The following is a 25,416-nucleotide window of genomic DNA, read 5'->3' as shown; positions in this document are numbered from 1 at the left end:
ATCTTCAAATGTATGTCTTGACATAAAAGCACCCCAATCATTAGAGTTTCTTTGTCTAACAATTGGGGTGCAGTTCAGCTTCAGCCGAGGTAGCTTTTTATTGTGTTAATGATAATAATTACTTTAACATCTTGTAATAGGTTTAAATATCTCGTCCGTAAAATTATACATTTTTAGTTACCATAATGATCCTTATAGGAAATCTGCATAAAGACCGCGCCTAATTAATTAGGCGCGGTCTTTATGCAGATTTTTCACTCAAATTCATTTGATTTTTTGACTAAACTGTGAATTTTAAGAATAATAAAACGAATATGCGTGTAAACATGAGAAAAATAGAGAAAAGTTGAGAAAAACCTATATTTTAAGCGTTATATACCTATTGTCTCCGTTTTCATGGTGAATGTTTCCGTTTTCAGTGACTTTGTTTGAACTAATCCTAATGTGTAATAATGAAGACAACAAATTATAAGGAGGAAAACAAGATGACAAAAATGGTTGCATTCATCGCTAACACTGGAGAAAACAAAATGAAAAATATAGCTACATTCATCGCTAATGCAAAGGAAGTTTACGGAACAGCAATGGATAACTACGGAACAGCGATTATAAAAGTAAAAACGAAGTAAAGGATGTTTTAATTGAAAATCTATATTGAATATCAAACTGATCCACTAACCGGTTCTCAAAGATAAAAAAGGGAATCGGTTTTTTGTTTTTAAGTTAGCTTCGAGCTATTAAGGATCCATTTCCTCTAATAAAATTAATAAAGTAGCTCTTATTGAACAGTCAACTCGGTGAGTTGTAAATATCCACCCACAATACGATAGATAAACTGCTGGAATAATAGCTACTCCCCAATATACACTATTTTGTCTAAACTCCATTGTGCCTTTTTACGGTAGTTTCCTCCAAACCTCCCTATACCTCTGGGGTGACATGCCGACCATTTTCTTAAACGCAATATTAAAATTTGTTCGCCCCCTGACATATGAATATTTGAACTCGCCTTTGTTATCATTGAAAAAATATTTAAGATTTCAGCAGAAAAACTTATGCGGATCTCATTCATGGTTTTTGGGACTGCCTGGTCCCTGCTATTCCTTATAATATTGATTACACACGCATATTAAAATAAAAAGAAGTTACCAAGTGGTGACTTCTTTTTTATTTATGGTTATTCGCGCCATTCTTACCTCTCATTATGAATGATCTGCTTTAATCGTTAGAGAATATTATAACTTTTCGTCCAATTCATAAAGAGATGTACATTTAGGACAACCACAAGCATAGAAAACCCAGCACCTCTTACATCACCATTTACTTATTCCCTACTGCGAGATTATTTAGTCTTACTTTGTGATTTTATGTAAGTTTAAAGGAAGTTTTGTAGAAAGTATTTCATTAATCAAAAAAGGATACCATAATATACCTAATGTTAGTTTTTATGGGGAGTTATTGCAGTGAATAATGAATACAATCTTTTGAGTTTTAGAATCGCTTGAGAGAAGAATCCAAGGACTGTGAAAAGGAACACCTTAAAAGTGAAAGTCATAGGGACATTTTTTATTATGGGTCGATGCGATACACAACTAAATTTAAAGTAAATAGATAGGACACATATATACTTATCTAATCGAATTTACTTATTTATTACATTAGTTTTACTTCATTTTCATTTTCTTGTAACTGGCGAGCTTTATAATGAATTAAAGTAGTTTGACAATCATACCAAAGACCATTTTAAAATTAGGCGGTGGGATAATGAGTGAACAAATCTACTCTGATATACAACGTAAAAAAACCTCGATTATAGACTCTTTAATCCATTTAGGAATCTACAAAAAAGGAAACAAACAGCTTTATGAATTAACCTTACATGAGTTAGAAACAGAGTATCAAATAGTTAATCCGGCAATCCGGGATCTATCTTTGTAGATTTTTGCTAATTGCAATTCATTTGTTAAAAGGAGGGTTAATCTATGTTTTTGAAAAAATTAATCAAAAATGGGACAGTTACGGTTCATTATTATGAAAATGGGTCACTACAAACGTGTAAAGGTCGTGTTTATAATCTTAATCTTCATGAACAGACCCTGTCTTTAAAAGATGAAAAACAAAATATTCTTTTTATTAACTTATCCGGTATTGAAGATATTTATTGATTTCAATTTAGTAAAGAGTTTTCTAGATTTTTTTACAAATGGTCACTTTGTACATACAAAAGATTACTAGCTAGAAAACCGTAAAGATAAAGAAATGAAATAAAAAAGGAGAAGGAATAATGGGTGAAGACAAACAAATATGGTCTGCCTTTATTCAAAAGGACCGATTTGAACTGCATTCGTACCTTACTTATTTATTTAATCAATGCCATGATGAGAGTCCAAGGCAGTTAGAAGATGAAAATATAGAAGAATAAAGCTATTGATAAAGTAAACTGAAAGGATAAAAAATGAATATGAAAATAATGTAGGCGACCTCACGTTTCTAATCCGAATGAATAGGTCGTCTATTGCTGTTAAAAACCTCTTTCAATATATACAGTAGATGCATCAATTTTGTTTATGCTCTTATACAAGCAAGCTTATATGAAATTTAGTTTTTACCCGTATAAAGCTTAGAAGGAGGTAGAGCTTGTGAATACAACTGCTAATGAGTTGTATGATTTTGGAATGATTTTAAGAAGGAAGCTATTGAATAATAATCTTTATGCTTATTATTTAATTGATGCCATGAGAAGAGAAAATCATTTTGATTTTTTATATTATTTTTTGACAGCAACTGTAGATAGTCAAACACCTATACCTGAACATGTCTCCAATGTTTTTTTGAAGATCCTTAGCGATAAAGAAAAATTGAGTGACCTTATTCCGTTTGTCATGGGTCTGGTTGAAAAATAGATAGAGTTAAAGATATATATACACTTCCTCAAATATCTAAATTCCTTTATTAAATGCAGTCATTATTTTTAGTGCTAGACATTAGTATTGGCTTTGGTCCGAAATAAATCAGCTTGTTAATTAAATATTATTTTTGCGCGGTATGGATTATATATTTTTGTTTATAGTTTAATAAAATTCGAGATATGCACCCAAATCATATGAATTAAAACCCCAACTGAAATTCCTTTCAAGCTATCTGTAATAGTTGTTATAAGAACTAGAAATGAAGAGGTTGTACAATATAACTATATAAGTAAACAAACTAAAGGAGGCTATCTATCTTGAAAGCAACAAGCATTAAGTTTTATGAATTCGGAGAACCTCAACAAGTTCTACAAATAGAAAATAAACAAGTGAAAGATCCAGGGGTTGGTGAAGTGCTAGTACGAATGAAAACTCGACCAATCAATCCCTCTGATTTAATTCCTATTCGAGGGGCCTATTCAAATCGGATTTCTTTACCTGCCATTCCGGGATACGAAGGAGTTGGTATCATAGAAGAAGTAGGTCCATCTGTTTCTAAATGGTTTCTTGGCAAACGAGTATTACCATTACGAGGTGAAGGTACATGGCAGGAGTTTGTAAAAGCTCCTGCTGAATTAGCCATAATAGTTCCAGATTATCTAGATGATTCCATAGCAGCACAGCTTTATATCAACCCTATCGCAGCATGGGTGATTTGTACGGAAGTATTAGCGTTAAAACCAGGAGATGACCTAATTGTAAATGCCTGCGGCTCTTCTATTGGTCGTATTTTTGCTCAATTATCCCGTATTTTGGGGTTTCGTTTGATTGCAGTAACGCGAAATAATATCTACACAGAGGAATTAACTCAACTTGGTGCTTCATATGTAATTAATACAGGCATGACCCCACTCTACGATACGGTTATGGAATTGACGAATGGTCGTGGAGCCAAAGCAGCAATTGACTCTATTGGTGGACCATCTGGTACAAACTTAGCCTATTGTGTCAGTCCAAATGGAATATTTTTGACGATAGGTCTTTTATCAGGAATACCTGTCGATTGGGTAGAAATTATGAATAACAATAAAATAAATACAAATATATTTCATTTACGTCATTGGAACCAAAAAGTCTCTACACGTAAATGGCACGAAACATTTTATCAGCTTATACAATTTGTTCACGAGAAAAAGTTAACATTAACAAAACCCAAAGTTCAATATCCTCTTTCAGATGTAAAAAAAGCTCTTAATTCTAAAATTAAGGGCAAAATACTTTTAACTAGTTAAAAGTCAGGAATATTCTTTATAAAATGTAAACTAATAATATTAAGGCAGTCCCTTTAAACAGCCAAAGAATGTTTATATCCTTGGCTGTTCAGTAAGTTTTTTATTTATTTTTTGAATGGACAGCAAGCTTACCGAAGTAGCTACATAGTACCTAAAGGGTAGCTACTTCGGTCATTAATCAGTATCTATTTCGTTAGTGTTACCACGCTACAAACCCCTTCATGGCGGTTAGTGGCTTTTTTAATTTATCGTTGTTGTTGAAATAAACGCTTCGTACGCCTTTGTCGGATTCGCAAACCATTCAGCAATTTCATTTGCTTTTACTTGGTCCTGTGCACCCTGAAGTAGCAATTGAACGACATGTTCAGGTAATGGTTTTGTCATAGCATTTGTCCATTCAGTTACCTCTTTTACATACTGTTTCGTTCGATTCCAATAAGACTCTCCCATTTCTACAGCCCACTTAGAATTTTTGTATTCTATAAGAGTTTCATACAATTGTTCCGCACAGTAAGAAGAGAGATTACAACCTTGACCCGTAATAGGGTCGTTTAGAAATACACTATCGCCACAGCCCACTACCAGCTTGTTTTTAACCATGAGATATGGCTTTCGAATAAGAGGTGTTAAGGCAGTTTGAAGAAAGCTATTTTCATCACATAAAGCGAAATTTTTTCGATCAATTCGATTATAAATTTCAGGGAAAAACTGTTGAGCTGCGCTTCTCATTTTAAGCGTAAACTCTTCTGCACTTTTTATTCCTTTAAATACGTCTAAATTACTGTTTGGTATTGCCATAATGAACATTATAGTAGCAGGACCGTATTCTGTTACTACAGGTATTTCAAACATTTCACCCAACTCAGGAAGAACCGTTACGCTTACCCCTAGAGGAGTGTTTGCTTTTATACCTGTAAAATAACCAATGATACATTTTCGCTGAGGAGTTTTAAAAGGAGAAAGATCCTTTTCTATTGAAAACGGCAAAAGAGATCCATTTTTCCCTGTACAATCAATAACTAAATCAAACTCATCTATTAGTACTTCCACACTCTCTTTATCTACCTTTTCGAAACGGAAAGAAACTCCTTTTTCTATAAGATCTTTAATAAAATGCGAGTAATATATACGTTGATCAACAGATAATGCGGGTTCTTGCAACTTTCCTACAAATAGTTTCTGATTTCCAATTGTAATATGAATACTCTCAATAAGGGACTGTTCTCCCCATTTTGGCATATTAAAGCGTTTTTCACGAGTTCGGGTTGGACCAAAATGTACCTGGGTGGACATGATTCTACCTCTTCTAATCTGAGCTGGTGATTGACGTTCAATGATCGTAATATCAAAATCGTTCCTTAAAGAATAAGCTAAGTGCAGTCCGGATACCCCACTACCAATAATACAGATTCTCTTTTTCAACAATCTCACTCCTTCATTAGAAAATTCGACATTCAGCAATAGGTTTACATGAATATCCTAGTTACATTATATGAACTAGGTCTATGAAGTTCTTTGCTAACATCTTCTTCTGAATATAACTACCATTTAGTTTATTGAAATCCAATTTTTATGTAAATGGTTCCTTAGGAATGGGGATTATAGACTGTACAGTGAATTTGAATTAAAAGACCGTTAATGATTCCAGCGCAAAAAAGCATTTATAGAAATATAAAGTGGCAGTTTCCTGTAAATCACTCACTTATGATGATAATCCAAACAAAGGTAAATGGATGATGTTACAACTGCAATTATTTTACTTCAAAAGTTTTATAAAAGGAGGCTCGTTCTTACGTAAGCATTGAAAATATAACATCAAGAAAAGGTATAAGCATAGAGCATTATATAGTAAAAAGAGAAGGTTAAGACCTTCTCTTTTTATGTTAATTAGTAGTTTTTCTTTTATAGATAAGCATTTTTCTTACAATTAATCCACTTGATAAACCAATTGGCAAGAAAAATAGAGGGAGCCAAACAGGCCCTAAGAGTACATTCTTTATGCTAAATATAGACGAATACATGATTCCGACTGTAACAAAATAGGCGGAAGATACGAATGGAAGAAAACTTAAAGGAGCCTTTTCTTCATTAGCATCTTTATAAGCGTCCCACATAGAAAAAAAGTAAAGACATGGATAAAATATTAACCATTGATAATTCGTTTGTTCAGCTGCTGTTTGAGTTTTCCCTTGGAAACTTAACAAGATAACTTGATTAAAATTGGATTGAATATTAATTATTATTTCTAACCCAACAAATAAAATCCCTTTTGCTAATTTTCCATTTAGGATTTGAGGAAGGCCTGGCAATCCTATGCTCCAGAGAATACTTTCTAACTCATTTTTCGTCATTTGTTATTCACATCTATTTTTAATTTTTTAGAGGAGGTAACTTATATTGAATATAACTTTATCTGCCATTTTTTAAATAATCACTTTATTGGCGTTCCTGGAGCGTAGTAGTATGGAGGAACTTTAAGCCATCCCCTTCTTTTCACAAGTTCTTTTAGGGTTGCTCCAAACGTCATATATTCCTGCAAATATTCAATCCATATCAAAGTAACGTCATTACGTGTGGATTGAATGATTGCATTTGCACAGTAGGTAATTAAGATAACCATTTTAATATTAAGACTGTTTGCAAGCTCATCATCCGTTAACTTCACACCTAATGGGATATCACTTGGATTAGACTGTGGCTTGGACTCACTTAAAGGGGGAATAGGAACTCCTTCAGACTGCATAAAGGCAACAATTCGCTCTTTCTGTGATTTGAACATCTTAACTGCTTCATGGAAAGCTTTTCGTAATTCAGGGTCTGTTGTACTGTTAATCCCTGCTTCGGAATGAACTTGTTCGTCAGCTAATTCGGAAAGATAGGACCAACAGGACATGACTTCTCCCACATGTAAGGGTGATTTGGGTTCTTCATCAACAAATGATTGAATAATATCTTTAAGAGCTTTTCCGACATTTGGCACATTTCTCACCTCACTTTTCGGCTTGGGGTAGACCTGCAGGATGATATGGCGGTGGCACCTTGAGCCATCCCCGTTTTCGCATTAATGACTTAAATGTGATTAAAAAGGTTATGTGTTCTTGCAAAAATTCAGCCCACATCAGACTAACATCGCTGCGAAGGGATTGAGATGCTGCTTCCGAACAGTTTGTAATCGCCATGGAGACTTTTTTCTTAAGGCTGTTTGCAAGCTGGTTATCTGTGAGCTTGACCCCTAATGGAACACTATTTGGATCAGAGATTGGTTTGGATTCACTAAGAGGTGGTGACGGAATTCCTTCTGACCGCATAAAAGCAATCATTCGCTCTTTCTGTGATTTGAACATGTTGACGGCTTCTTGAAGGACTTTTCTCAACTCAGGATCCGTTGTACTGTTGATTCCTGCTTCAGTCTGTACTTGTGTCTCACCAGCTAACGCTAAAAATATCCAGCACCCCATAGCCTCCCCAATATGAAGGGGTGTTTTATTTTCATCTTTAATAAAAGACTGAACAACATTTTTCAAGGCTTGCAAAAGATCAGGCACATACTTCACCTTCTTTTTTCTTTTAATTTCTCCTAAAGAGTACTTCTAATGCAAAAATTTATCTTTATTTACTTCTAAGATTTGATACACCTTTAGATTTCTCGTCCACTTAATGAAAAAGACAGGCCTATAGGCCAATCCCTACCCATATAAAACCCAGCACTTCTTACATCACCATCTACCGATCCCCTACTGCAGTAAGGGTTCTTTTTTATTTTTGGAATGGACAGGCAAGCTTCCCGCAGTAGCTACATAGTATCTAAAGAATCGTAACTCCATTACCTAATCAGTATCTAGTTCAGTATCGTTACCGCGTTAATACAAGCTCTATGTGCGTAATAACGCCCTTCATGGAACCTGTAAGGGAGCTGAGCCGAAGAGGCGAAGGGGGCGACCGGATGCGTTGAGCTGAAATAACAGGAACGTAAAAGGCCCAAAAATAAAACGAATGAAAGAAGGTACCAGCATGAGAAAAACAAAAGGCTTTACCTTTCGAAACATCTTTCGTCATCCTCCAAAAATATCTCTCACGAGACCTCGTCTCTTCAAAGCTTATTCCTTTGTCCCGTTTAGTCCCTTTGCGATGCTTGATCCCAACATTCTTATACTAGGAAGCATTGTCTTAGGGATTGCCATTGTCGAACGAATATTAGAGAGATGGGGTGTGATCGATCTTGTTGATCAGTTTTCAAAGGTGATGTGCTTCATCTTGCCTGTTACCTTCTATAGCGCCTTGATTTACTTTTTTGCGACATTTATATTTTGAGGAGGAATGTTGATGTTTGAAAAACTAAAATTACGTGGCCAGTTGATAAAAGCGTTTCGTATGGCAGAGATTTACCGGATGGTTAAACGTGGAGACCGTACCTCCTATCTGTTTCCGAAAATTCATCAAATCGATAACCATCATACGTACACTCGGTACGCCTTTTCCTTACTAAATGGGATTGATCCTGAGCTTTTAAACAAAAAAAGATGGGCGTTACGTCAAGTATTAGGCAGCAACATTGAAATAAACGGCAGCCTGAAGAATTTTAGTATCACGGTTCATCACAAAAGCTTACCTAAGATGCTTACTTACAAGTATGAAACCATTCGTCCTCACATTGAGAAAATGGAGCTTCCCGTATGTATTGGTCAAGATATCTATGGAAGCCCCGTTTCATGGGACTTTGCAGATTTAGAAACGTTACTGATTTCTGGCGAAATTGGCGCTGGAAAAAGCAGTCTCATGCGTGTCATCCTCACAACGTGGGTGAAATATGCCTCTCCTGAAGACTTACGCTTAGTCTTAGTGGATCTCAAACGGGCAGACTTAGGGTTATTTCATGGAATCGATCATGTAGATGCGCTATGTTTTGAAGCAAAAGACATGCGAAAACCGTTTGCATTGTTACGAGCTGAAATGTATCGGCGAGGCGATTTATTGTTAGAGCATGGTGTCACACATATCAGCAGGCTGCCATTTAAATTGCCTCGTATTGTCGTGGTTGTAGATGAAATGAGCATAATCAAGCGAGAAACGGATCTTGTGGAGATGATTCAACAGTTTGCGAGTCAAGGCCGTGCGCTAGGTGTTCATACGATTATTGCCATGCAGCGTCCCGATGCGGATTTATTAAACTCAGCATTAAAGGCTAACTTACGGGTACGAATCTCTGGAAGGCAGGCCGATGCCACGAATGCAAAGGTGGCAGGCGTACTTGGGGCAGAAGAAATTGATGCAGCAGCCAGGGGGCGCATGAAAATTAAAATTGATGAGGTCAAAGAGTTTCAAGCCTTTTTCTTAGATGAAGGAGCTTGCAAGGAAATACTTTCTCCTTATAAGACCTGGGTACATGATCCTGAGTCAAATATGCAAGTGACATCGCAGCCTATCTTTGGATTATTAGAGAAGGAGGAACAGCGATGAGTTTTCGACTATCTCAGCGCGATAAAGACATCATTGGGTTTATCAATCAGTTTCGGGCTGTGGATCGAGACTCATTAGTAGAAATCTTCTTTAAACAGCTGAAATCGCCTATTAATGCGTGTAATAGTGTGATGGTACGTTTATATCGATTGGGGCTTATTGAACGCACACAGCAGTATTCTCCGACGGTCTATTTGCCTGTAGATGCGAAAATCAAAAAGAACTCTCAAAAAATCCTCCATTTCCTTTCGATTCTAGATATCTATAAACAAATGTATACGTATAGTACGCCTAAGAATGTCATTGTGGAAGATAAGCCGACTGGACGTAAAGGAGGCATTGAACCTGATCTCTTTTGTATTTTTAAAGGATCTCCATTTTGGATTGAAATTCAGAGAAGTCAGTATTCAGAGCTAAAAATGCAGGCTAAGATCAATCTCTATGAAGAGTTTTTCTTTTCGGATGAATGGAAAGCGTTGCATTGGCAACCAGAAGGCCGAGCAGCCATCTTCCCTTCTGTTGTTTTGATTACACCTGTTCGGTATGCTGTATCTTCAGACCATATCCGTATTATACAGGTAACAAGTATTCATGAATTGATGGAGAAATACAGAAGTTCAGCTAAACAGCAAAGAGATGGAAAACCAAGAACATCAGCTTCTTCTGGTGGAATTAAAATTAACTTAACATAGAGTGCTAGAAAAGTGTTTGTAATCACACCAAAATGGGCTACCTCAGAAGAATGAAAGGAAGCCGATTTAGATAAAATCGCTAGGCTTAGATAAAGTCGAATAAATCCAAGCGTCTGCCGGAGATGAAACTATCATACGCGAAGAAGGCGAAGTATTTGCGGGCTAGTATTAAGAAGGATTAATTCGTATAATAAAAGGGAATCAGTAACAATACCATGGCGACCGAGGAGGTGAGCGAATATGAGTCTACGAGAAGAACTACTGGCGCAGGAATATAACGAAAGAACAAAGCCGAGAGGATTCGTATACTTTACAGACGCTGACGGCCAAGTTGTCGCTAAGACCTGCCGTAAATGCGGCGAATTAAAATATGCAAAGAACTATCATTATAAAAGCGATGGATTTGGTCAACTTGGACCATACTGCAGAGGTTGCGTTTCTGTTCGCGATCGAGATTATTACGTTAAAAATAGAGAGCACGTAAAACGAGTTAAAAACGCTTATTACCATAGGAAAAGATCCGAGCAACTTTCTTTTAATTTATTCAGGGATAGCGAGTAGTATCACGGCGGCTAGTGAGGTCGCTTTTTTGTTTACATACTGATAAAATGACAAAAATATCCATTAAAAGTGTTTGTGACATGCCTCAAGGGTGCCAGGACGTAACAGGTAGGGATTCGGAGGAAGCTACGCAGGAGGCCTCCGTAAAAGCAGACGTTTTGAAGCGTTACGAAGATAAGATTAATTCATTGATTTAATACATAAAAAAGTAAGATGAGCGATTTGATAAGCAGGAACATTTTAACCGCGAATTAAAAACAGGCTTTTAAGCTATTACTAAAGCCTGTTTTTATATACTTGGAGAAACAAATCCTCTAAAGGAATAAAAAAGAATTGTAATAAGCATATTTAAATATCCCAGAAATCTTCGCTCTTAATATTAGGATCGATCCGTCTTAATGCTTGTAATATCTTTTTCATTGTTCTTTGTGTAGGCAACCTTTCGGAGTTGTTTACTAAATCACCAATCGTACTTCTCCCTAATCCTGACTTTCTTACAAGCCATTCTTGATTAATGTTTCTTTTATCAATCCATTTACCAAGTCTAGTTCGCCTTTTTCCTAACCCGAACATGATAGATACCCCTTTACTTGTTATTACTCTAGTTATGTCCAAATTTCACTAAAAATAAAACGTTAAAAATGAGTCATAGTGGACAAGTCAGTACCATATCCTTTATTAAGACATCAAAATAAAATATAATAAGGAAAATAAGCAGAGGCTATTAAAATCTTTTAGAATAATGTCGATATTTTTGTCATAATCATATAGCATGAATACAGTTAAGACCGCCTTATACACTAATACATAATGGGCGGTCTTTGTTGTGAATATTCATAGGATATATATAATTATCATAAAAAAAGGCACGCATTATAAAAATGCGTGCACACTAACAAAGAATCTTGAATATTAGATAATAGGGATATTACCTATGAAGAAAAAACCTATGAAAAAGGATTGCATCATTATTTTATCAAAGGAATACTTGCCATTGAATATGGCGATAACATCAATTTATTGGATGCAAATGGTACATATTGAGGAAATTAGTTACAATTAATATTATTTATTGAATAGTAAACCAGAATTTTAAAATAAAAGTTCTTATAATCAATAAGCCTATTTTTTTATTGGTTGCTACTTGCTCTTTTGTAATGTTTAACAAACTTCTCATCCATTAGGTGTCCTGTACGCCTCACAAAATTAATGACCTTTTAAGCTTTCTCAAGGCTTGGTCATGTCTTTGTAACGCAATCTTTGGACGTAGCTACACCAATTAACCTTTCCATCTAAATCTTCCTTAAAATGATCTAATTTTCACCTGCATTCCCTGCTTGATTAAAATATTTAATCGTTTTGATATCCCCATTTTTAAACACAATAATCTTTTCATCTCCATGAAAGAACACTTCTTTAATCTCTTTTTCATTGTCATCTTCGGGCTCTTCGATTGAATGAACGAGACAATGGACGTCTTGATCTAACTTTCTATCAGCCGTATTTAAAAAGGATACATTCAGGCCTGAATTTGCAAGAAACCCTCGATGCTTTTCCAATTCATCACACGCCTTTTAAATGTATTCAATCGCTTTTTGTTTATTATTCATCTAGTAGACTCCTACACCCTTATTTTTAATATTCATAGACAACCGGAACTTGGTCCATTTTAATTAATCTTAGCCACCACATAACGACGATAGCCGTCTTTTAAGACCTTAGATTCTTTATCAATCGTTAAGGGTTCATCTAGATAACCAGTACGCTTCACAATTTCAATAACTTTTTGCATTTTTTCGGGGTTTGATCGTGTTTTTAGGAACTCTTCAGGCACCACAATTTTATCGAAATCCAACACATCCTGTGTCCCTTTTGGCTGAGTGGGTAGCTGTTTCTTTTGTGGCCCAACTTTTTTCCCTGGAACAGGCGCTTTTTTCGCTTCTGACATTAATTTGAAGCTTTCTTAGATAATTTTGATTTTTTAACGTGGGATAAAATAAGGTGTAAATCATTTATAATCTAAAGAAACCAAGCTTTTAGCAGCTGAGTTTCTTTAAATAAATACTAGCTTCTCTATTTACTTACCGAACAATCTAGAAATAAAGCCCTTCTTTTCATTTGTAATAGCTATTTGCTCTTTAATTGTCTTAAGTTCTGTAAGTACTTCCTTCAATTGTTCCTCTCTTTCATTTAATTCCTTTTGAAGCTCTTTTTCACGAGCTTCATTTTTCTTCTGTTGTTCTACATAAGAATTTTTTATTTCAGAAAGTGTTTTTTCATTATCCTCTTTTGAAGACTTATCTTGTAGTTGTAAAGTCTGTATTTGGCCAAGTGTGTTTTTCATGGTTATTTCCTGGCGTTCCAAGTACTGAGACATTATAGTTCTTATTCGTTCTTCTATCCGTTCCTCTTGTAAGAGTAAGTGTCTTGCAAGAAAATCCTCTATCCGTTCCTCTATTTTTTTACTTAGTCGTTCCTCTATTCGTTCCCCTAGACTGGCAATTATTCGCTTCTCTACATTGCCAAGTTCATGTCTTAATTCATGGATTACATCTTTTAGGATAAGATCGTGAACTTCTTGTTGGGCTTTATCACGATCATTGTCTCGTAAATAAGAAGATATTTCTTTAGTGTCTCTATCTATGGGAGCATAGTCATTTGCAATTATTTCTGCTACTTGAGACTTTGTAATATTTGGTTGACTTAAAAGGGATTGAAATTTACGTAATGCAATTACATCGTGTTCCGTGAACGCTCGATTATCGCGATTTTTTCCATCCTTGACCTTTAGAAATTTGTATCCGTTTTTTTCTAGTTCTAAGCACCATTTTCTTAGATAACTATCACTAATCCCTAATGATTCAGCAACTTCCCTTGTCCAATATGCTTTTGGTATTTTGTCACTAATCCCGTTCCACTGTTCTTCATTCATAATTAGTTTCCTCTCCTTTTTTGCTAAAATAATATAGCCTTTATGAAAACACTTATTATGTTCTTTAAACGTTATGCACTGAATATTATTTTGACCATCAACGAATATTCAAATATGTAAAAACCTTTGTTAAAAGAAAGAACGAACCCCGTTCTTCCGTTCCATTGTATAGATATGAAATAAAACATAAGAGAAAAATGCGTTCCAATTCGATGGAATCCTATCTATATGTCCAAATTTAGAAAAGTTGGAACTCCAATATTGGAACTATTCCCGTTCCAATATTCTGTTGACAGCTTCCTAATACAAAGGATAAAAACGTAGCTAACTCTACTATATCTTTTATATTATAAATTAAATTTTATATTAAAAATACATTTTGATACATCATTTTATGTAATTCGACTAACTCTTTTAGCTCTATTAACTTATATAATTCCCCTGTATTTCTTCTGATCTAGAAAGTATTTTATATTTTAAATAAAAGGAGCATACTTAAAAAGTTGAATTTTTATCGTGAAATTATTTTCCTAGCTTGAATACACTACGATAGAAAGAAATTGTAGAGAGATTTAAAATTAAAGTAATATTAAAGCGTTCCAAATTAAACACTTACTATTTGTATATCTTTTTATTATTAAATTTACAACATTATTATAAAGGAACAACATCCGTTCCACTATTCTGCCTTTAAAATTAGTGTCCTTTCTTTCTTCAATAAAAGAAACTATCCTTTATAAAAAATACTTATCATGTTTTCTAAACGTTCTATACATACATTCTTTTACAAACGACAAGTTATTTAAGCATGAAAAAACATTGGTTTATAAACAGGAACACTATCCGTTCCATTGGTCCATTTTAAAAATTAAATGCAGTATATAAAGGGAAAAAAGTGTTCTTATTTAGTAAAAACCAACTCTATATATCAAGGTTTAGGGAATTTTTTATTTTTATTATGGAACGATTCCCGTTCTGACGTTCTTATAAAGTTATAACACATAAGAACACGAGAATACTGCGTTCTAATGTGTTTGTCTAATATGCATAGTTTATCTAATTGATTTAGTAATTTATTTACCATATATATTTATTTATATAGTAGATATTTTTTATTTTCCTAAGAGGATTCATCGTTAGCCAGAGGAATAATGAGCTCTAAAGTACTATCCTTTCTTTCTTCGATAAAAGAGGACCTGTTGTATAAAAATATTTTTCATGTTCTCTTAACATTCTAAGCTGGTAATTATTTTTATAAGTGATGAGTTATTTAAATATACCCAACCATTGATTTATAGGTAAGAACGGTTCCCGTTCCAGTAATCCGTTTATCAGATCAAGTGCGGTATCCAAAAGAAAGAGGCGTTCCTTTTTAACTGAAATCTATTCCTATATATTAAAGCTAAGATAAGTTGTAATTTAAATATGGAACGATTCCCGTTCTACCATTCTTATAAATTTCGAACAAATAATGACGCGATAATATTGCGTTCCAATGGACTTATATAAACAATTATAAGGTTAACGAGTTATCCTTTAGTTGAACTTGTTAACTTTATAATAATAAACATATAAGAAAAGAATTATTTTAGTTTAACTTAAGATTAACTAAGTAACTGAATTCAACTGATATAAGAATTTACTTGGTTTTCTCTTAGTATTAAATAAAGAAAAAATTTAAAGCTTCATATTAGACTGCCTCTAAATAAGTAAAAAAACAGATTTTTTGATCTGTTTTTTAAAATTCGCTTATCAAAGAGTTTAGGCGTGTATTATAAGAGAAACTCCGTGTTTCTATTCTGTGTATTTTATCCCTTTAAGTCTCATAAACAATGTTAAGGGGAGGGACCATATAAGCTCCACCTAAAATTCTAATATAATTAAGTATTTTCTTAAAAGAAGTGTTTATATAGTAATTACCTATATTCTATAAGATCTACCTATCTATTTAATAGTAGCTTAAGAATTTTAGTCTGTAACTTAACTAACCCCAAAAGAATACTTGGGTCCTATTAAGACTAAGACAAATACTGACGCGTCAATTAAGAAAGTAGAAATAGCTTTTTTCTTATTTTTCAAGTTAAGGTATGCTATTACTTTTTCTAAGTTAATTGTTTATCTTTTCCTATTAAGATGTTATTTTTGATAATTATATACAACAGGAACTTTATCCATTTTAACGGTTTTGGCCACAACGTAGCGACGATAGCCATCTTTTAAGACCTTAGAGCCTTTCTCGATGGTTAATGGCTTATCTAAGTGTCCAGTACGCTTCACGAAATCAACGACCTTTTGCGTTTTTTCGGGGTTTGGTCGTGTCCTTAAAAATGCTTCGGGAACGATAATTTCATCAAAGCTCACAACATCCTGTGGCCATTTTGGCTGAGTAGGTAGCTGCTTCTTTTGTGGCGCAGCCTTTTGCTCTTCTTTTGCTATGGGTTGAGAGACAGGATCTTGTTTTTCTACTTGTTTGGCAGATTCACTGCTCTTTTGTGCCTCAGAAAGCGCAGAAGCCTCTTGTTTTGCTTCTTTTTTATCTTTTGACTCATTTGTTTCTTTATCGTTTTTATTCGGAAGAACGGTAATTTGAAAACAGATAATACCAATTTCCCCAGGACACTCGTCAATGGAAATATCTAATGTAGGCTCTCCTTGAATTAAGATTTTTTCATACATAATACTTTTCTTAGTGAGTCCGGTTTTATTAAAGGCTTTCTTGGCAACAAACACGGTATACGAAATAAACGTACTTTTCTTCAGTCCTTTAGGTCAGACGGTGAACCTTTTTCACGCATATCAAAGGCAACGTAGCGATCGTATTCTCGTAACGGTCCTGTCGCAGAGCCTGTTAGGGTCATTTTATGTGGCATCGTAACTTTCTCCTACGTAGATGTATAGTCATTGTTTATTTAGAACATATATCTAAATAAACACAATCTATTAAAATATCAGCTTCTACGGGGTTTCTATATTTAAAAATTAAGAAACTGATCCTTTTATCTTGTCATGTTGGTGCAGTAAAGCTTGTTCTTCTGGTGTTAAGGCTTGTCCTAGATCCTGTTTCAGCTGCGCCATTTCGAACGAACTGTACGTAGTACTGTGCTCTTGGAGTAAGGTTTCTTCTTCTGGTGTTAGTTCTTGCCCTAAGTCTTGCTTTAATTGAATCATTTCAAAATGTTGATCCAGAGAAATAACTGCTTCTTGTGTACACTTTTTTTGCTCCTGTTCAGCTTTTAACCAAGCAGGAACCAATTCCTTACGGATGATATGTGTAGGCGTAAATAATGCTGCTGTTTTAGCTTCAGTATGTATGTCTGACTCAGATGTTTGTTCTTCTGTATTCCCTTTTAGTAGATTGTAAAATTGATTGTAAAATTGATTGTAAGCAATTTGATAAACAAGACGACACATGTCATCGAGTGATAGAGTAGTACCCTTATGATTCGCCTCATGGACATATTTATCTAAGCCTACAATCGCTGTATAAGCGACTTCATGTACTTGCTCTTTGATAATCTCAATCTCTGTATCTCGTTTTACGGCTTTAGCTGCATTTTGAATACGAGTATAAAAATCTTTTAGTTGATGACCATATTTACCTGCATACACATGATTTACTTTTTTAGGCACACCTTTGATATAAGCAAATGACTGTGAAGCAGATATTAAATGATTATTTAAATGATTTTTAGGTAAATCAAGGTTAATAAAGGGGGAAGCTTCTTTTTCGCCCTCAAAGCTTGGTCTATCAACGTTTTTAGCATATTCTGGACTTGTCACAGGAGTTGTCACAGGAGTTGTCATTTCTTCTTGTTGAAGTGTTTGTACACCTGTTGTGTCATGTGCAAAAAAGATCTCATTGCAAATACGATTAAAATTCTTATGGCTTTTAAGGACAAATACATAGCTATCAGGATGAGCACCTGTTGTATCTTCTTTAATGTAACGTGCCACAAGTATAAATGGCGTTTCTTTTAATGATTTTACAAAACGGGAAACGGTGCTTTTAGATACGTTAAATTTCTTCATAAGGGTTTCTGACCGGATCGCTTGAATACCCGTAGCTACAAGGTTATAAATCACATGATCTAAGATTTCCATTCTTTTTTTAGGGAATTCTTTATGTAAGGCCAATTGTTGTTGTTTAAAATGAGTACGAAGTGTTTCTAAAAACGCTTCTTTCTTTTTACGAAGGGTAGATTTTTGTTTCCATAACCATGTGAATGGCCCATTGAAGGTTTCTACATCTTTTAAATAGCAAGTCAATAGCTTTGTCATTTGTTCATCTTCTCCTTTAAGGAACACAAAAAAGACATTGTCTCCCTGATAAAAGGAAAACAATGCCTTGATTTAGATGAACTAAGCCCTTGAAATAGATGTCAATTTCATATAAAATAAAAACATAAGTTTTATTTTGTACAAAACTAACTCTATTAACAAGAGACTTCGACAAGTGTTTTCCCTACCGAGAATAGGGGGAACGGTTTAAGAGTGTTACCGCACTTCTTAAACAGTTGAAGTCTTTTTTCTATTCCGCACGTTTTTGTTAATTCAATTATAGCGTTAAGTCGTCTCATAATTCAATAAAAAATTAGCAAAATATATCAAAAGAAGTATTTTCGCTACGATCGACCCTGTATTGCTTTAGGAATCACCTTTATCATATACGAGTTTTTTAGAGTAGGGGAGGGGTATTTTTTTACCCCTCCTCAAATATTAAAAAGTGTGTTATAATGCCAGGTTTTTAATACCGTCCAAGATTTAGTGATTAGTACAGCTTCAATGATAATCGCAAATGGTTCTTCTGGGTAGGGTGATTTTTTGAAGTCCTTTTTTGTAAAAAAGGTGAGAAAAAATCACCCTTTGCAGCATGTTAAAAATATGATAAGAGCAGCTTCTACTTCATGTAAAAGCTGCTTTTTTGTTGAATTGTAAGGGGGGGATTTTCCTATATTGTTGGCAATTTGTACATGCTTGTGGATATTGTTAACGCCAAGTTGCAACTTTTTAAGTTCCTTTTAAAATTGTTCTTCAACTAATTCGATACAGTTTTTGTGAGGGTTGTTACATTCAATTCTTTCTTTTACTCATAACTAAATCTGATACAAATGTTGGATATGGCATCACCAAGATATCTCATTTTTGTTTAAGCATATAACTTTGAATGGATTGATGGGTATCCTCATCGAGTGAAATCATTTGGCGTGTTTTATTCATCATCTTCATATTCTCCGATCAATTCTTTTAACATATCCTTCAGGTTTTCCATTGAAGTTGTACACTGTCCTATCGTCTTAATGTGATCCCCAAGCAGATTTTCAAGAGGTTCTTCTTGGTAGGAGTGTTGACTAAAAATAGCTAATGTATGAACTTAATTTTTTAAAAAGCTGCTGTCATGATTGATCAGGTTTCTTTGCTAATTCATGAATTTTTTTAACAGCAATAAGATCAACATTTCTTATTTTAAGTTCCATATTTTATTTGAAATTCCCAAAAAAGTGGTGCCCTTTTAAAAATAGAGAGAAGAGCATAAGGGGTTTTTGCCCCCACAGGCTGTGTGGGGTTAGGCAGAGCCTAACAAAACCTTGGGTACAAAGAAATTGTTGCAAGAACCCCCTCAGCGCACCCTCAAATTAGAGGATAGTCCCTTCATCGGCCCCTCAGCGATTACAACATTTGTGCCAGAAACCCCTTCACCGACCCTTCATAGTTGATAAATGTACCCTCAAGGGTCACTTCATTTTGAAGTGTTTTTTGAAAAAAATAAGATAGAAGCAAGCGATCATTTTTTGTTTTTTCCGCACGTTTATGGTCAAAAACAGCCATTTATTTTTGCTTACAGTACAAGTGATTTACACGTGCTTTTTATCATTTATGAATCGATTTTTATTCTATAAACGATGACTCTTCTGAAAAAATGCAGGTTCACAGGACATTGATATTTATTTTTTTATGTTCACATGAGTTAGAAAAAGATTTAATGAAAAAAGAAAATAAAAAACCATGGGAAAGTCGATATAGAATCAAAATCATGATAAAAAAAGATGCGATTCAATCTAGTGATATAAGCGTTCTTCTCTATGGAGATAAACAAAAAAATTTGCAAGAAAAGCTGAAAAAGTTGAACGAAAAAGAACAGAGTTTGGTCATGAAGTAAAAAAACAAAAGGGGACTCAAAAGGGACTATGGTGGATAAATAGAATTAAAAGGTAAAAATTCAACTCGAAAAAACGGTGTTTAAGGGTGAAAAGGGGACTTAAAAGGGACATAAATAGCTTTTTTCTGATATCACGGTTTCGCTAGGCTTTGCCTAGCCTATCACCCTATGTGATAGCAGAAACCCCTTATGCTCTTCTCTCTTTTGTAGTGGGGAACCACACTTTACAGGGAAGGAACAGGTATCATGGATATATTTTTATAAAATATAGATCCAATTGCCGTTAAAAAAATAGATGAAATAGAAAAGGAACAAAAGAATTTCCTGCCAAGATTTCTTTAAAAGTCTTCTTGGCAAGGGAGGAGATACTGAGAGAGATAAAAGATTATGACAAAAGGGGAAAATAGAAATTATAAAATGGGTTTACGTAATTTTTTGCATGGAATAATGGAGCACATTCTACAACAAAAGAAATATAGCATAAGAAAAGGAACGTTAAAAAAAGCAAAAGTTTGGAGGCGAAGTGAAGGATAAGGAGTCCTTTTTTCATACTGGAAAGGTAGAAGAAGGGAAGAAGTAGCAAGCAAACCAACGAATTAAGATTTAATTATTATTAATAAGTACCCCAACAACCTTGCTTATGTGCAGAATGACTATATTGAAATTCTTGATCCAATGGCAACGGGCAAAACGTGGGAGAAAACACCTGTTAGCTTTTTTAAAGTCGTAAACAAGATTAAAAATCGTCAATATTATACAGATCATATATGATATAAGGTTTGATGTAATGTCTCACTTCTTTCTCCCTAAATATTCTTTCTACTCTTTGTTTTTTCGACATTTTTTATACCTTTTCTTTTCTATAATGTAAAGTACATAGAAAGCATGAGACACGAGGAGGAACGCAGATGAACATGGTAGCAGGTGTAGAAACAAGAGAAGAAAAGATGACCCTAAATGATGAAGAGATTGTTCAAGTGTTTCAAAAAGGTGACAAAGAGGTTTTCAATGTGCTCATAAAGAAATATGAGTATTTGGTCTGTTCAAAGGTAAAAAGATACTTCCTACTAGGAGGAGATCGAGAAGATCTCTTACAAGAAGCGAGGCTAGGATTATATAAAGCTGTTCGCGATTTTAAAACAGAAGGGATGAGTTCATTTAGAGGATTTGCTGACCTATGCATTACACGCCAACTCATCACAGCCATAAAGGCAAGTGCTCGTCAAAAGCATTCCCCCTTAAATACTGCCATCTCTTTAAACATACCTAAGAATTCAAAGCGATTGGAAGATGATTTGATTCTTATAGAGATGCTTCCTCACCCACGTGCTGTAAGCCCCGAACAAGCTACCGTGGAAAGAGAAAATAAAAGAGAAAGGGAACAGATATTACAAGAAATACTGTCACCTATTGAAAAAGATGTATTCGCTCTGTATATGAAGGGACAAACGTATATGCAAATCTCCCAGAACCTACATCTTTCTCAAAAAACAGTAGATAATGCACTTTACCGAATTAAGAAAAAAGTGAAGCATCATATGCAGTATCTGTATTTACAGCAATCATCCTGACAGACGTAGATAAGTTTCTATAAGCTATTCGTTCTAAATTCGTACAACGCCTACTGCATAGATACTAATTTTCTTTTTATATGTTCTCTTGTTTATAATAAAGATAACGATGAGTAAGCTAATAGAAGGTGATGGAAATGAAAGGACAACAATGGAGTACAAGGTTTAATGATGTAAAAGAAACAATCCAATCAATTATTTATACATGGAATCCCCTCTCTTTGCATGCTTCTGAGGAATATGAGTATGAAGCTACATGGATCCTTCCTATGGTATACAAAGTACCAAACGTTGAGAGTCTAGCGGTTGAGATAACAGATATATTAAATCAGTCATTTAATAGTACGTTAACAAAGGAAGACTGTATAGGAATTGCGCAGCAAATCTGGGAGCAGATAAGAGAATAGATAAACGCACGCTCGTAGTTAGATAGGTGCTTAGGAAGAAGAGATTTCTTCTTCCTAAGCACCACCGTCGAGACGAGTTATGGTATACACCTTTAGTTACCATAATATAGTTTCTAAGTACAAAAATTTAAAAGGGAGCTTCAGCCTGCTTTTTAAATTTATATATTCATCTCCATTTTTTGCATGTTAGAAATACATCCAACGATTACTTAGATATGTTATGGTAAGTAAACAAGATTCATTAATTAATGCAAGGGGGCTATAACATGGATACTGGTATAGCTAAATGGATTCCTATTCCTTACTTTCAAATCAATAAAGAAGGTACAATTCTAAATTCTTCAAACCGAACACATTCCTATTTTTATCCCACATCTAATATATGGCATATCGTTCATAAAGAAGACCGAAATAAGGTCATATTAATGCTGTCACAAAGCACCAATTCCCAACCTGTAACAGAATATTTAGTTTTACAAACAAGTAACAAATTATTTGGGAATTTTAAATGTACGATTCAATGGAAAGATGGTATAGGTCACCTGGTATGTACCGAAAGAAAGAGTGTCACAGATCTAGACATTACACCTTTTCCTATTCAAACATCTTTGGCAAATACAAAGAAACGGTTAGAGGGATCAGAAAAGTCTTTAAACACTGCTGCTAAAATAATAAGTTTAAGAAGGCACTAATTTTTTGTTTTCCGTTACACGAATATTATTCTCCGTTATGAACAAACTACTCAAGACGCCGTGAGGAATCCACTCGAAACCCTTGCAATAGAATGAGAAGCTACTGGTCCTCCCCGTCCAGTAGCTTTTGTTTTTTTGACTGTATATGTTATTCTAGCTTACATAATTAATTATTCGGAACCCCACACAAAAAGGAACCCGTGTGGAACAAAGATTCTAAAGAACGCGCCATTTCTTCCTAAATATGCAGATATATATGCTAATCCCATCAAAAATGGTTTTTGTGAGGAGAATATGCTATAATCTCTCCACCGATATATTTTATAGAAAATCCCTTTAAAGAGCTACTTCCCTACAAAGCGAGGTAGCTCTTTATGTTGTTAACCATCAGATTCAATGATTCCTAAATGGGCTTTTCTTTCTTTGATATTTTCCCTGTTAACCAACTTGCTACTCCACCTATTGTGATGCCCCCACTAATAGCTAAAATTTGATAGATATAGTCCCCCCAATACATAAAACTCCCACCCTTTATTTTTCAGAAAATCCAATTATACCAATTGTGCTACTTTTAAAATGAAAAATTTGTAGTAATTTGGATAACGAATAGTATCAGTTACTTTTACCTATCGTTATGAATGAATAAGTTGATTTAAATTAAACTGGAATTAGGGGAGAGATGGCTATAAAAACACATAAGTAATCGGGGCTGACTTAGATAAAAAGCGAATAAATCAGCTCTTTTATTTGTTTTCTTAGGGGGAAGCATTTTTCATAAGGAAAGTTCTAGTACGAAAATGTTGAATGGTGAAAAAATGCTTCTGGACGGATACTGTGAATTAAATTGTTTCATCGTTCATGTTTAGGAACTTACTTTCTAACTCTACTTGCTTCATTCTTCGTTGTAGTTCTAAATTTTCTAAGGCTTGTTCTAACTCAGGGGATAAATCAATTCGGTCTTTAGCATGCGCCATTAGTTCCCTAATAATTGCTAACTTCTTTTGTTCTTTTGAATTCATATTAACAGCTCCTTTCCCGTGACTTATTAGGTTCGACATAGCAGATGAAAAAACCTGTAAAAAAACATTCACTTAGAAATGCAACAGCAGTACAAAAAAAACATCCGTTTAGATAGGATGTTTTTATTCTACTTTTATTTAGTTTTCACCTTTAGAGCCTGCTCCTTGCGAGCTTCAATTTTTTCTTCAATCTTTTCTATGGCCTTTTTATCTTCTAGTATGTTATGTCTGTTTTCATTGACTAGGGTTTGAAAAGAGGGTTTCAACTTTCTCATAATGGCACTTCTTTCTTACTGTATAGTTTAGTCCGTAGACAAGTATGATTATAACGATTAAATAAAAGAAAGCAATCATTTGTTATTATAAAATGAAGAGTGGAAATATTTTTTTATAATAGTTATATCAAGAGGGATAGGGTAGCTACAATAGTACATATCTTTTACATCAGGATTCTATTTCCGTTATTTGCTACCACCATACCTATGTGTTATACTCCAATTAACTTGTTTTTGTTCGGTATAAGATTGAGAGAAGAAAAACCTTAAACAGAAGTTTTTATCTTGAAATAGTATGATTGGGCAAGAGAGGTAATACATTTGTGGAGTATTCCACAGCAGGAGGCAACATTATGACACAAGGTACAGTAAAATGGTTTAATGCAGACAAAGGTTTCGGTTTCATTGAAATCGAAGGCGGAGACGATGTATTCGTTCATTTCAGTGCTATTCAAGGTGAAGGTTTCAAATCATTAGAAGAAGGTCAAAAAGTTACTTTTGATATCGAGCAAGGTCAACGTGGAGCACAAGCTGCTAACGTTCACAAAGCATAATCAAAAGTGATAACAAAAAGACTCCTATGAAGGAGTCTTTTTTTATGGTCTTATTATTAGAAAAACCATGATTTATCTACTATTAGTTCAATAGAAAACCCAGACTTTTAAAAAAGCCTGGGTTTTAGTCAAGACGATTGATACAAGGTTAACTAGTTATAACATACAATAGAAATAGAAAGCAAATGTGAATATATTACCAAGTATTTGTAACTAAATAAATAGCAGTAATCTTTTGATCTTTGTAAAAGCGTAGGTATACATTATCTTCGATGGGGGTTAAGGGGGATTTTATCAATAAGCCGTTCTCCAGCTCTCATGTGATTTCCACACAAAGGGCATTTTTGATGATTATCGTAGGAGAAATCTTTTCTCATCCATCCCTTACAATCTTCTACTACACATTCCCACACTTCTGTTTGTTCTTGAACCGAAGGTTCTTGATTTCTTTTATTATAATACATACTAATCACTACTCCTCTTGTTATAAGTATACCTTATAAAGAGAGAATAAATACTTTATACCTTTTACTTCTTTTAGTATTTTACTAGCGTAGGTCTAGCATTTAAAATTTATAAAATAAGAGTAAAAGATTTGGGTATGGACATAAGGTATTAACAATTAATGTTTGGGGAATAGCTGTTATTATGATGGGGTAAATATAATGAAGATAAAAAATAATATTTTCTTAAAAAAACTATTGACGTTTAATTAGATATGTTTTATTATTATTAAGCGTCGTTGAAACGACAACTTGTTTTACGGAATATTGAACTTTGAAAACTGAACAAAGCGACAAACGTCAACGTTAACTTTTTAATTTTTAATTGAGCAAGTCAAACATTTCTTCGGAGAGTTTGATCCTGGCTCAGGATGAACGCTGGCGGCGTGCCTAAT

The 25,416-nt window shown here is 34.3% G+C and carries 28 protein-coding genes; 15 read left to right on the top strand and 13 right to left on the bottom strand.

Going from position 1 to position 25,416, the window contains the following annotated elements; all coding sequences use genetic code 11:
- The first annotated feature begins 485 nt into the window (after positions 1 to 485).
- The 6 genes from SB717_RS31465 to SB717_RS31440 all read left to right on the top strand — a co-directional run bounded on the left by SB717_RS31465 (position 486) and on the right by SB717_RS31440 (position 4,201).
- Positions 486 to 629 (top strand): hypothetical protein, encoded by a 144-nt coding sequence (locus SB717_RS31465; protein ID WP_410906593.1) that lies wholly within the window; start codon positions 486 to 488, stop codon positions 627 to 629.
- A gap of 1,135 nt (positions 630 to 1,764) precedes the next feature.
- Positions 1,765 to 1,938 carry a Fur-regulated basic protein FbpA gene (locus SB717_RS31460; protein WP_377571397.1) on the top strand — a complete coding sequence of 58 codons (174 nt, stop codon included), beginning with the start codon at positions 1,765 to 1,767 and terminating at the stop codon, positions 1,936 to 1,938.
- A 44-nt stretch (positions 1,939 to 1,982) separates the two neighbouring features.
- Positions 1,983 to 2,165, top strand: a complete 183-nt coding sequence (locus SB717_RS31455; protein ID WP_074683711.1) for a YolD-like family protein — start codon at positions 1,983 to 1,985, stop codon at positions 2,163 to 2,165.
- Positions 2,166 to 2,284: 119 nt separating this feature from the next.
- The gene (locus SB717_RS31450) at positions 2,285 to 2,422 is read left to right on the top strand and encodes a hypothetical protein (RefSeq protein WP_162837708.1); all 138 of its coding nucleotides are present in this window, start codon (positions 2,285 to 2,287) and stop codon (positions 2,420 to 2,422) included.
- A 217-nt stretch (positions 2,423 to 2,639) separates the two neighbouring features.
- Entirely contained in the window at positions 2,640 to 2,903 is a 264-nt protein-coding gene (locus tag SB717_RS31445) for a hypothetical protein (RefSeq protein WP_410906590.1), read from the top strand.
- A gap of 323 nt (positions 2,904 to 3,226) precedes the next feature.
- The gene (locus SB717_RS31440) at positions 3,227 to 4,201 is read left to right on the top strand and encodes a zinc-dependent alcohol dehydrogenase family protein (RefSeq protein ID WP_410906588.1); all 975 of its coding nucleotides are present in this window, start codon (positions 3,227 to 3,229) and stop codon (positions 4,199 to 4,201) included.
- A 240-nt stretch (positions 4,202 to 4,441) separates the two neighbouring features.
- Here SB717_RS31440 and SB717_RS31435 read toward each other — a convergent pair whose 3' ends face one another.
- The 4 genes from SB717_RS31435 to SB717_RS31420 form a co-directional block, all read right to left on the bottom strand.
- A complete protein-coding gene (locus tag SB717_RS31435) occupies positions 4,442 to 5,632 on the bottom strand; it encodes a styrene monooxygenase/indole monooxygenase family protein (RefSeq protein ID WP_410906595.1) in 1,191 nt (396 codons plus the stop codon).
- Positions 5,633 to 6,084: 452 nt separating this feature from the next.
- Positions 6,085 to 6,552, bottom strand: a complete 468-nt coding sequence (locus tag SB717_RS31430) for a hypothetical protein (RefSeq protein WP_410906586.1) — start codon at positions 6,550 to 6,552, stop codon at positions 6,085 to 6,087.
- Positions 6,553 to 6,632: 80 nt separating this feature from the next.
- Complete coding sequence (locus tag SB717_RS31425) at positions 6,633 to 7,181, bottom strand: DUF3231 family protein (protein ID WP_410906584.1); 549 nt, start codon at positions 7,179 to 7,181, stop codon at positions 6,633 to 6,635.
- A 10-nt stretch (positions 7,182 to 7,191) separates the two neighbouring features.
- Entirely contained in the window at positions 7,192 to 7,746 is a 555-nt protein-coding gene (locus tag SB717_RS31420) for a DUF3231 family protein (RefSeq protein WP_410906582.1), read from the bottom strand.
- A 466-nt stretch (positions 7,747 to 8,212) separates the two neighbouring features.
- Between SB717_RS31420 and SB717_RS31415 the strand changes: the two genes are divergently transcribed.
- The 4 genes from SB717_RS31415 (at position 8,213) to SB717_RS31400 (ending at position 10,911) form a co-directional block, all read left to right on the top strand.
- Positions 8,213 to 8,512 carry a hypothetical protein gene (locus SB717_RS31415; RefSeq protein ID WP_410906580.1) on the top strand — a complete coding sequence of 100 codons (300 nt, stop codon included), beginning with the start codon at positions 8,213 to 8,215 and terminating at the stop codon, positions 8,510 to 8,512.
- Positions 8,513 to 8,524: 12 nt separating this feature from the next.
- The gene (locus SB717_RS31410) at positions 8,525 to 9,658 is read left to right on the top strand and encodes an FtsK/SpoIIIE domain-containing protein (RefSeq protein ID WP_410906578.1); all 1,134 of its coding nucleotides are present in this window, start codon (positions 8,525 to 8,527) and stop codon (positions 9,656 to 9,658) included.
- Positions 9,655 to 10,350, top strand: a complete 696-nt coding sequence (locus SB717_RS31405; RefSeq protein WP_410906576.1) for a hypothetical protein — start codon at positions 9,655 to 9,657, stop codon at positions 10,348 to 10,350. Before SB717_RS31410 ends, SB717_RS31405 begins: the two co-directional genes overlap by 4 nt.
- Positions 10,351 to 10,590: 240 nt before the next feature.
- Complete coding sequence (locus SB717_RS31400) at positions 10,591 to 10,911, top strand: hypothetical protein (protein ID WP_410906574.1); 321 nt, start codon at positions 10,591 to 10,593, stop codon at positions 10,909 to 10,911.
- A gap of 348 nt (positions 10,912 to 11,259) precedes the next feature.
- On the opposite strand, the gene SB717_RS31395 is transcribed toward SB717_RS31400, so the two are convergent.
- The 6 genes from SB717_RS31395 to SB717_RS31370 all read right to left on the bottom strand — a co-directional run bounded on the left by SB717_RS31395 (position 11,260) and on the right by SB717_RS31370 (position 18,121).
- Positions 11,260 to 11,484 carry a helix-turn-helix domain-containing protein gene (locus SB717_RS31395; protein WP_095380539.1) on the bottom strand — a complete coding sequence of 75 codons (225 nt, stop codon included), beginning with the start codon at positions 11,482 to 11,484 and terminating at the stop codon, positions 11,260 to 11,262.
- 740 nt (positions 11,485 to 12,224) lie between these two features.
- Complete coding sequence (locus SB717_RS31390; RefSeq protein WP_410906572.1) at positions 12,225 to 12,470, bottom strand: hypothetical protein; 246 nt, start codon at positions 12,468 to 12,470, stop codon at positions 12,225 to 12,227.
- A 110-nt stretch (positions 12,471 to 12,580) separates the two neighbouring features.
- Positions 12,581 to 12,859, bottom strand: a complete 279-nt coding sequence (locus tag SB717_RS31385; protein ID WP_410906570.1) for a ParB N-terminal domain-containing protein — start codon at positions 12,857 to 12,859, stop codon at positions 12,581 to 12,583.
- A gap of 129 nt (positions 12,860 to 12,988) precedes the next feature.
- Positions 12,989 to 13,843 carry a coiled-coil domain-containing protein gene (locus SB717_RS31380; RefSeq protein WP_410906568.1) on the bottom strand — a complete coding sequence of 285 codons (855 nt, stop codon included), beginning with the start codon at positions 13,841 to 13,843 and terminating at the stop codon, positions 12,989 to 12,991.
- Between the two features lie 2,136 nt (positions 13,844 to 15,979).
- Entirely contained in the window at positions 15,980 to 16,519 is a 540-nt protein-coding gene (locus SB717_RS31375) for a ParB N-terminal domain-containing protein (RefSeq protein WP_410906566.1), read from the bottom strand.
- A 303-nt stretch (positions 16,520 to 16,822) separates the two neighbouring features.
- A complete protein-coding gene (locus SB717_RS31370; RefSeq protein ID WP_410906564.1) occupies positions 16,823 to 18,121 on the bottom strand; it encodes a replication protein in 1,299 nt (432 codons plus the stop codon).
- Between the two features lie 1,702 nt (positions 18,122 to 19,823).
- On the opposite strand from SB717_RS31370, the gene SB717_RS31365 reads away from it, so the two are divergent.
- The 4 genes from SB717_RS31365 to SB717_RS31350 all read left to right on the top strand — a co-directional run bounded on the left by SB717_RS31365 (position 19,824) and on the right by SB717_RS31350 (position 22,670).
- The gene (locus tag SB717_RS31365; protein WP_410906562.1) at positions 19,824 to 20,000 is read left to right on the top strand and encodes a hypothetical protein; all 177 of its coding nucleotides are present in this window, start codon (positions 19,824 to 19,826) and stop codon (positions 19,998 to 20,000) included.
- Between the two features lie 908 nt (positions 20,001 to 20,908).
- Positions 20,909 to 21,571 (top strand): RNA polymerase sporulation sigma factor SigH, encoded by a 663-nt coding sequence (gene sigH / locus SB717_RS31360; protein ID WP_410906560.1) that lies wholly within the window; start codon positions 20,909 to 20,911, stop codon positions 21,569 to 21,571.
- A gap of 137 nt (positions 21,572 to 21,708) precedes the next feature.
- Positions 21,709 to 21,978, top strand: coding sequence for a DUF1871 family protein (locus SB717_RS31355; protein ID WP_410906558.1), 270 nt, complete (start codon positions 21,709 to 21,711; stop codon positions 21,976 to 21,978).
- Between the two features lie 266 nt (positions 21,979 to 22,244).
- A complete protein-coding gene (locus SB717_RS31350) occupies positions 22,245 to 22,670 on the top strand; it encodes a hypothetical protein (RefSeq protein ID WP_410906556.1) in 426 nt (141 codons plus the stop codon).
- 839 nt (positions 22,671 to 23,509) lie between these two features.
- On the opposite strand, the gene SB717_RS31345 is transcribed toward SB717_RS31350, so the two are convergent.
- Both SB717_RS31345 and SB717_RS31340 read right to left on the bottom strand, forming a co-directional pair.
- Positions 23,510 to 23,689 (bottom strand): hypothetical protein, encoded by a 180-nt coding sequence (locus SB717_RS31345; protein WP_271998117.1) that lies wholly within the window; start codon positions 23,687 to 23,689, stop codon positions 23,510 to 23,512.
- A 134-nt stretch (positions 23,690 to 23,823) separates the two neighbouring features.
- Entirely contained in the window at positions 23,824 to 23,964 is a 141-nt protein-coding gene (locus SB717_RS31340; protein WP_410906554.1) for an FbpB family small basic protein, read from the bottom strand.
- Positions 23,965 to 24,317: 353 nt separating this feature from the next.
- Here SB717_RS31340 and SB717_RS31335 point away from each other — a divergent pair, with 353 nt between their 5' ends.
- Positions 24,318 to 24,518, top strand: a complete 201-nt coding sequence (locus SB717_RS31335) for a cold-shock protein (protein ID WP_013056497.1) — start codon at positions 24,318 to 24,320, stop codon at positions 24,516 to 24,518.
- A gap of 263 nt (positions 24,519 to 24,781) precedes the next feature.
- Here the strand turns inward: SB717_RS31335 and SB717_RS31330 are convergent, their stop codons facing one another.
- Positions 24,782 to 24,982, bottom strand: coding sequence for a cold-shock protein (locus SB717_RS31330; RefSeq protein ID WP_410906552.1), 201 nt, complete (start codon positions 24,980 to 24,982; stop codon positions 24,782 to 24,784).
- Positions 24,983 to 25,416 lie beyond the last annotated feature (434 nt).

It is taken from the genome of Priestia sp. SIMBA_032 (assembly GCF_046535215.1).
Lineage (GTDB): Bacteria > Bacillota > Bacilli > Bacillales > Bacillaceae_H > Priestia > Priestia aryabhattai.
This window is presented reverse-complemented; position numbering and strand designations above follow the sequence as displayed.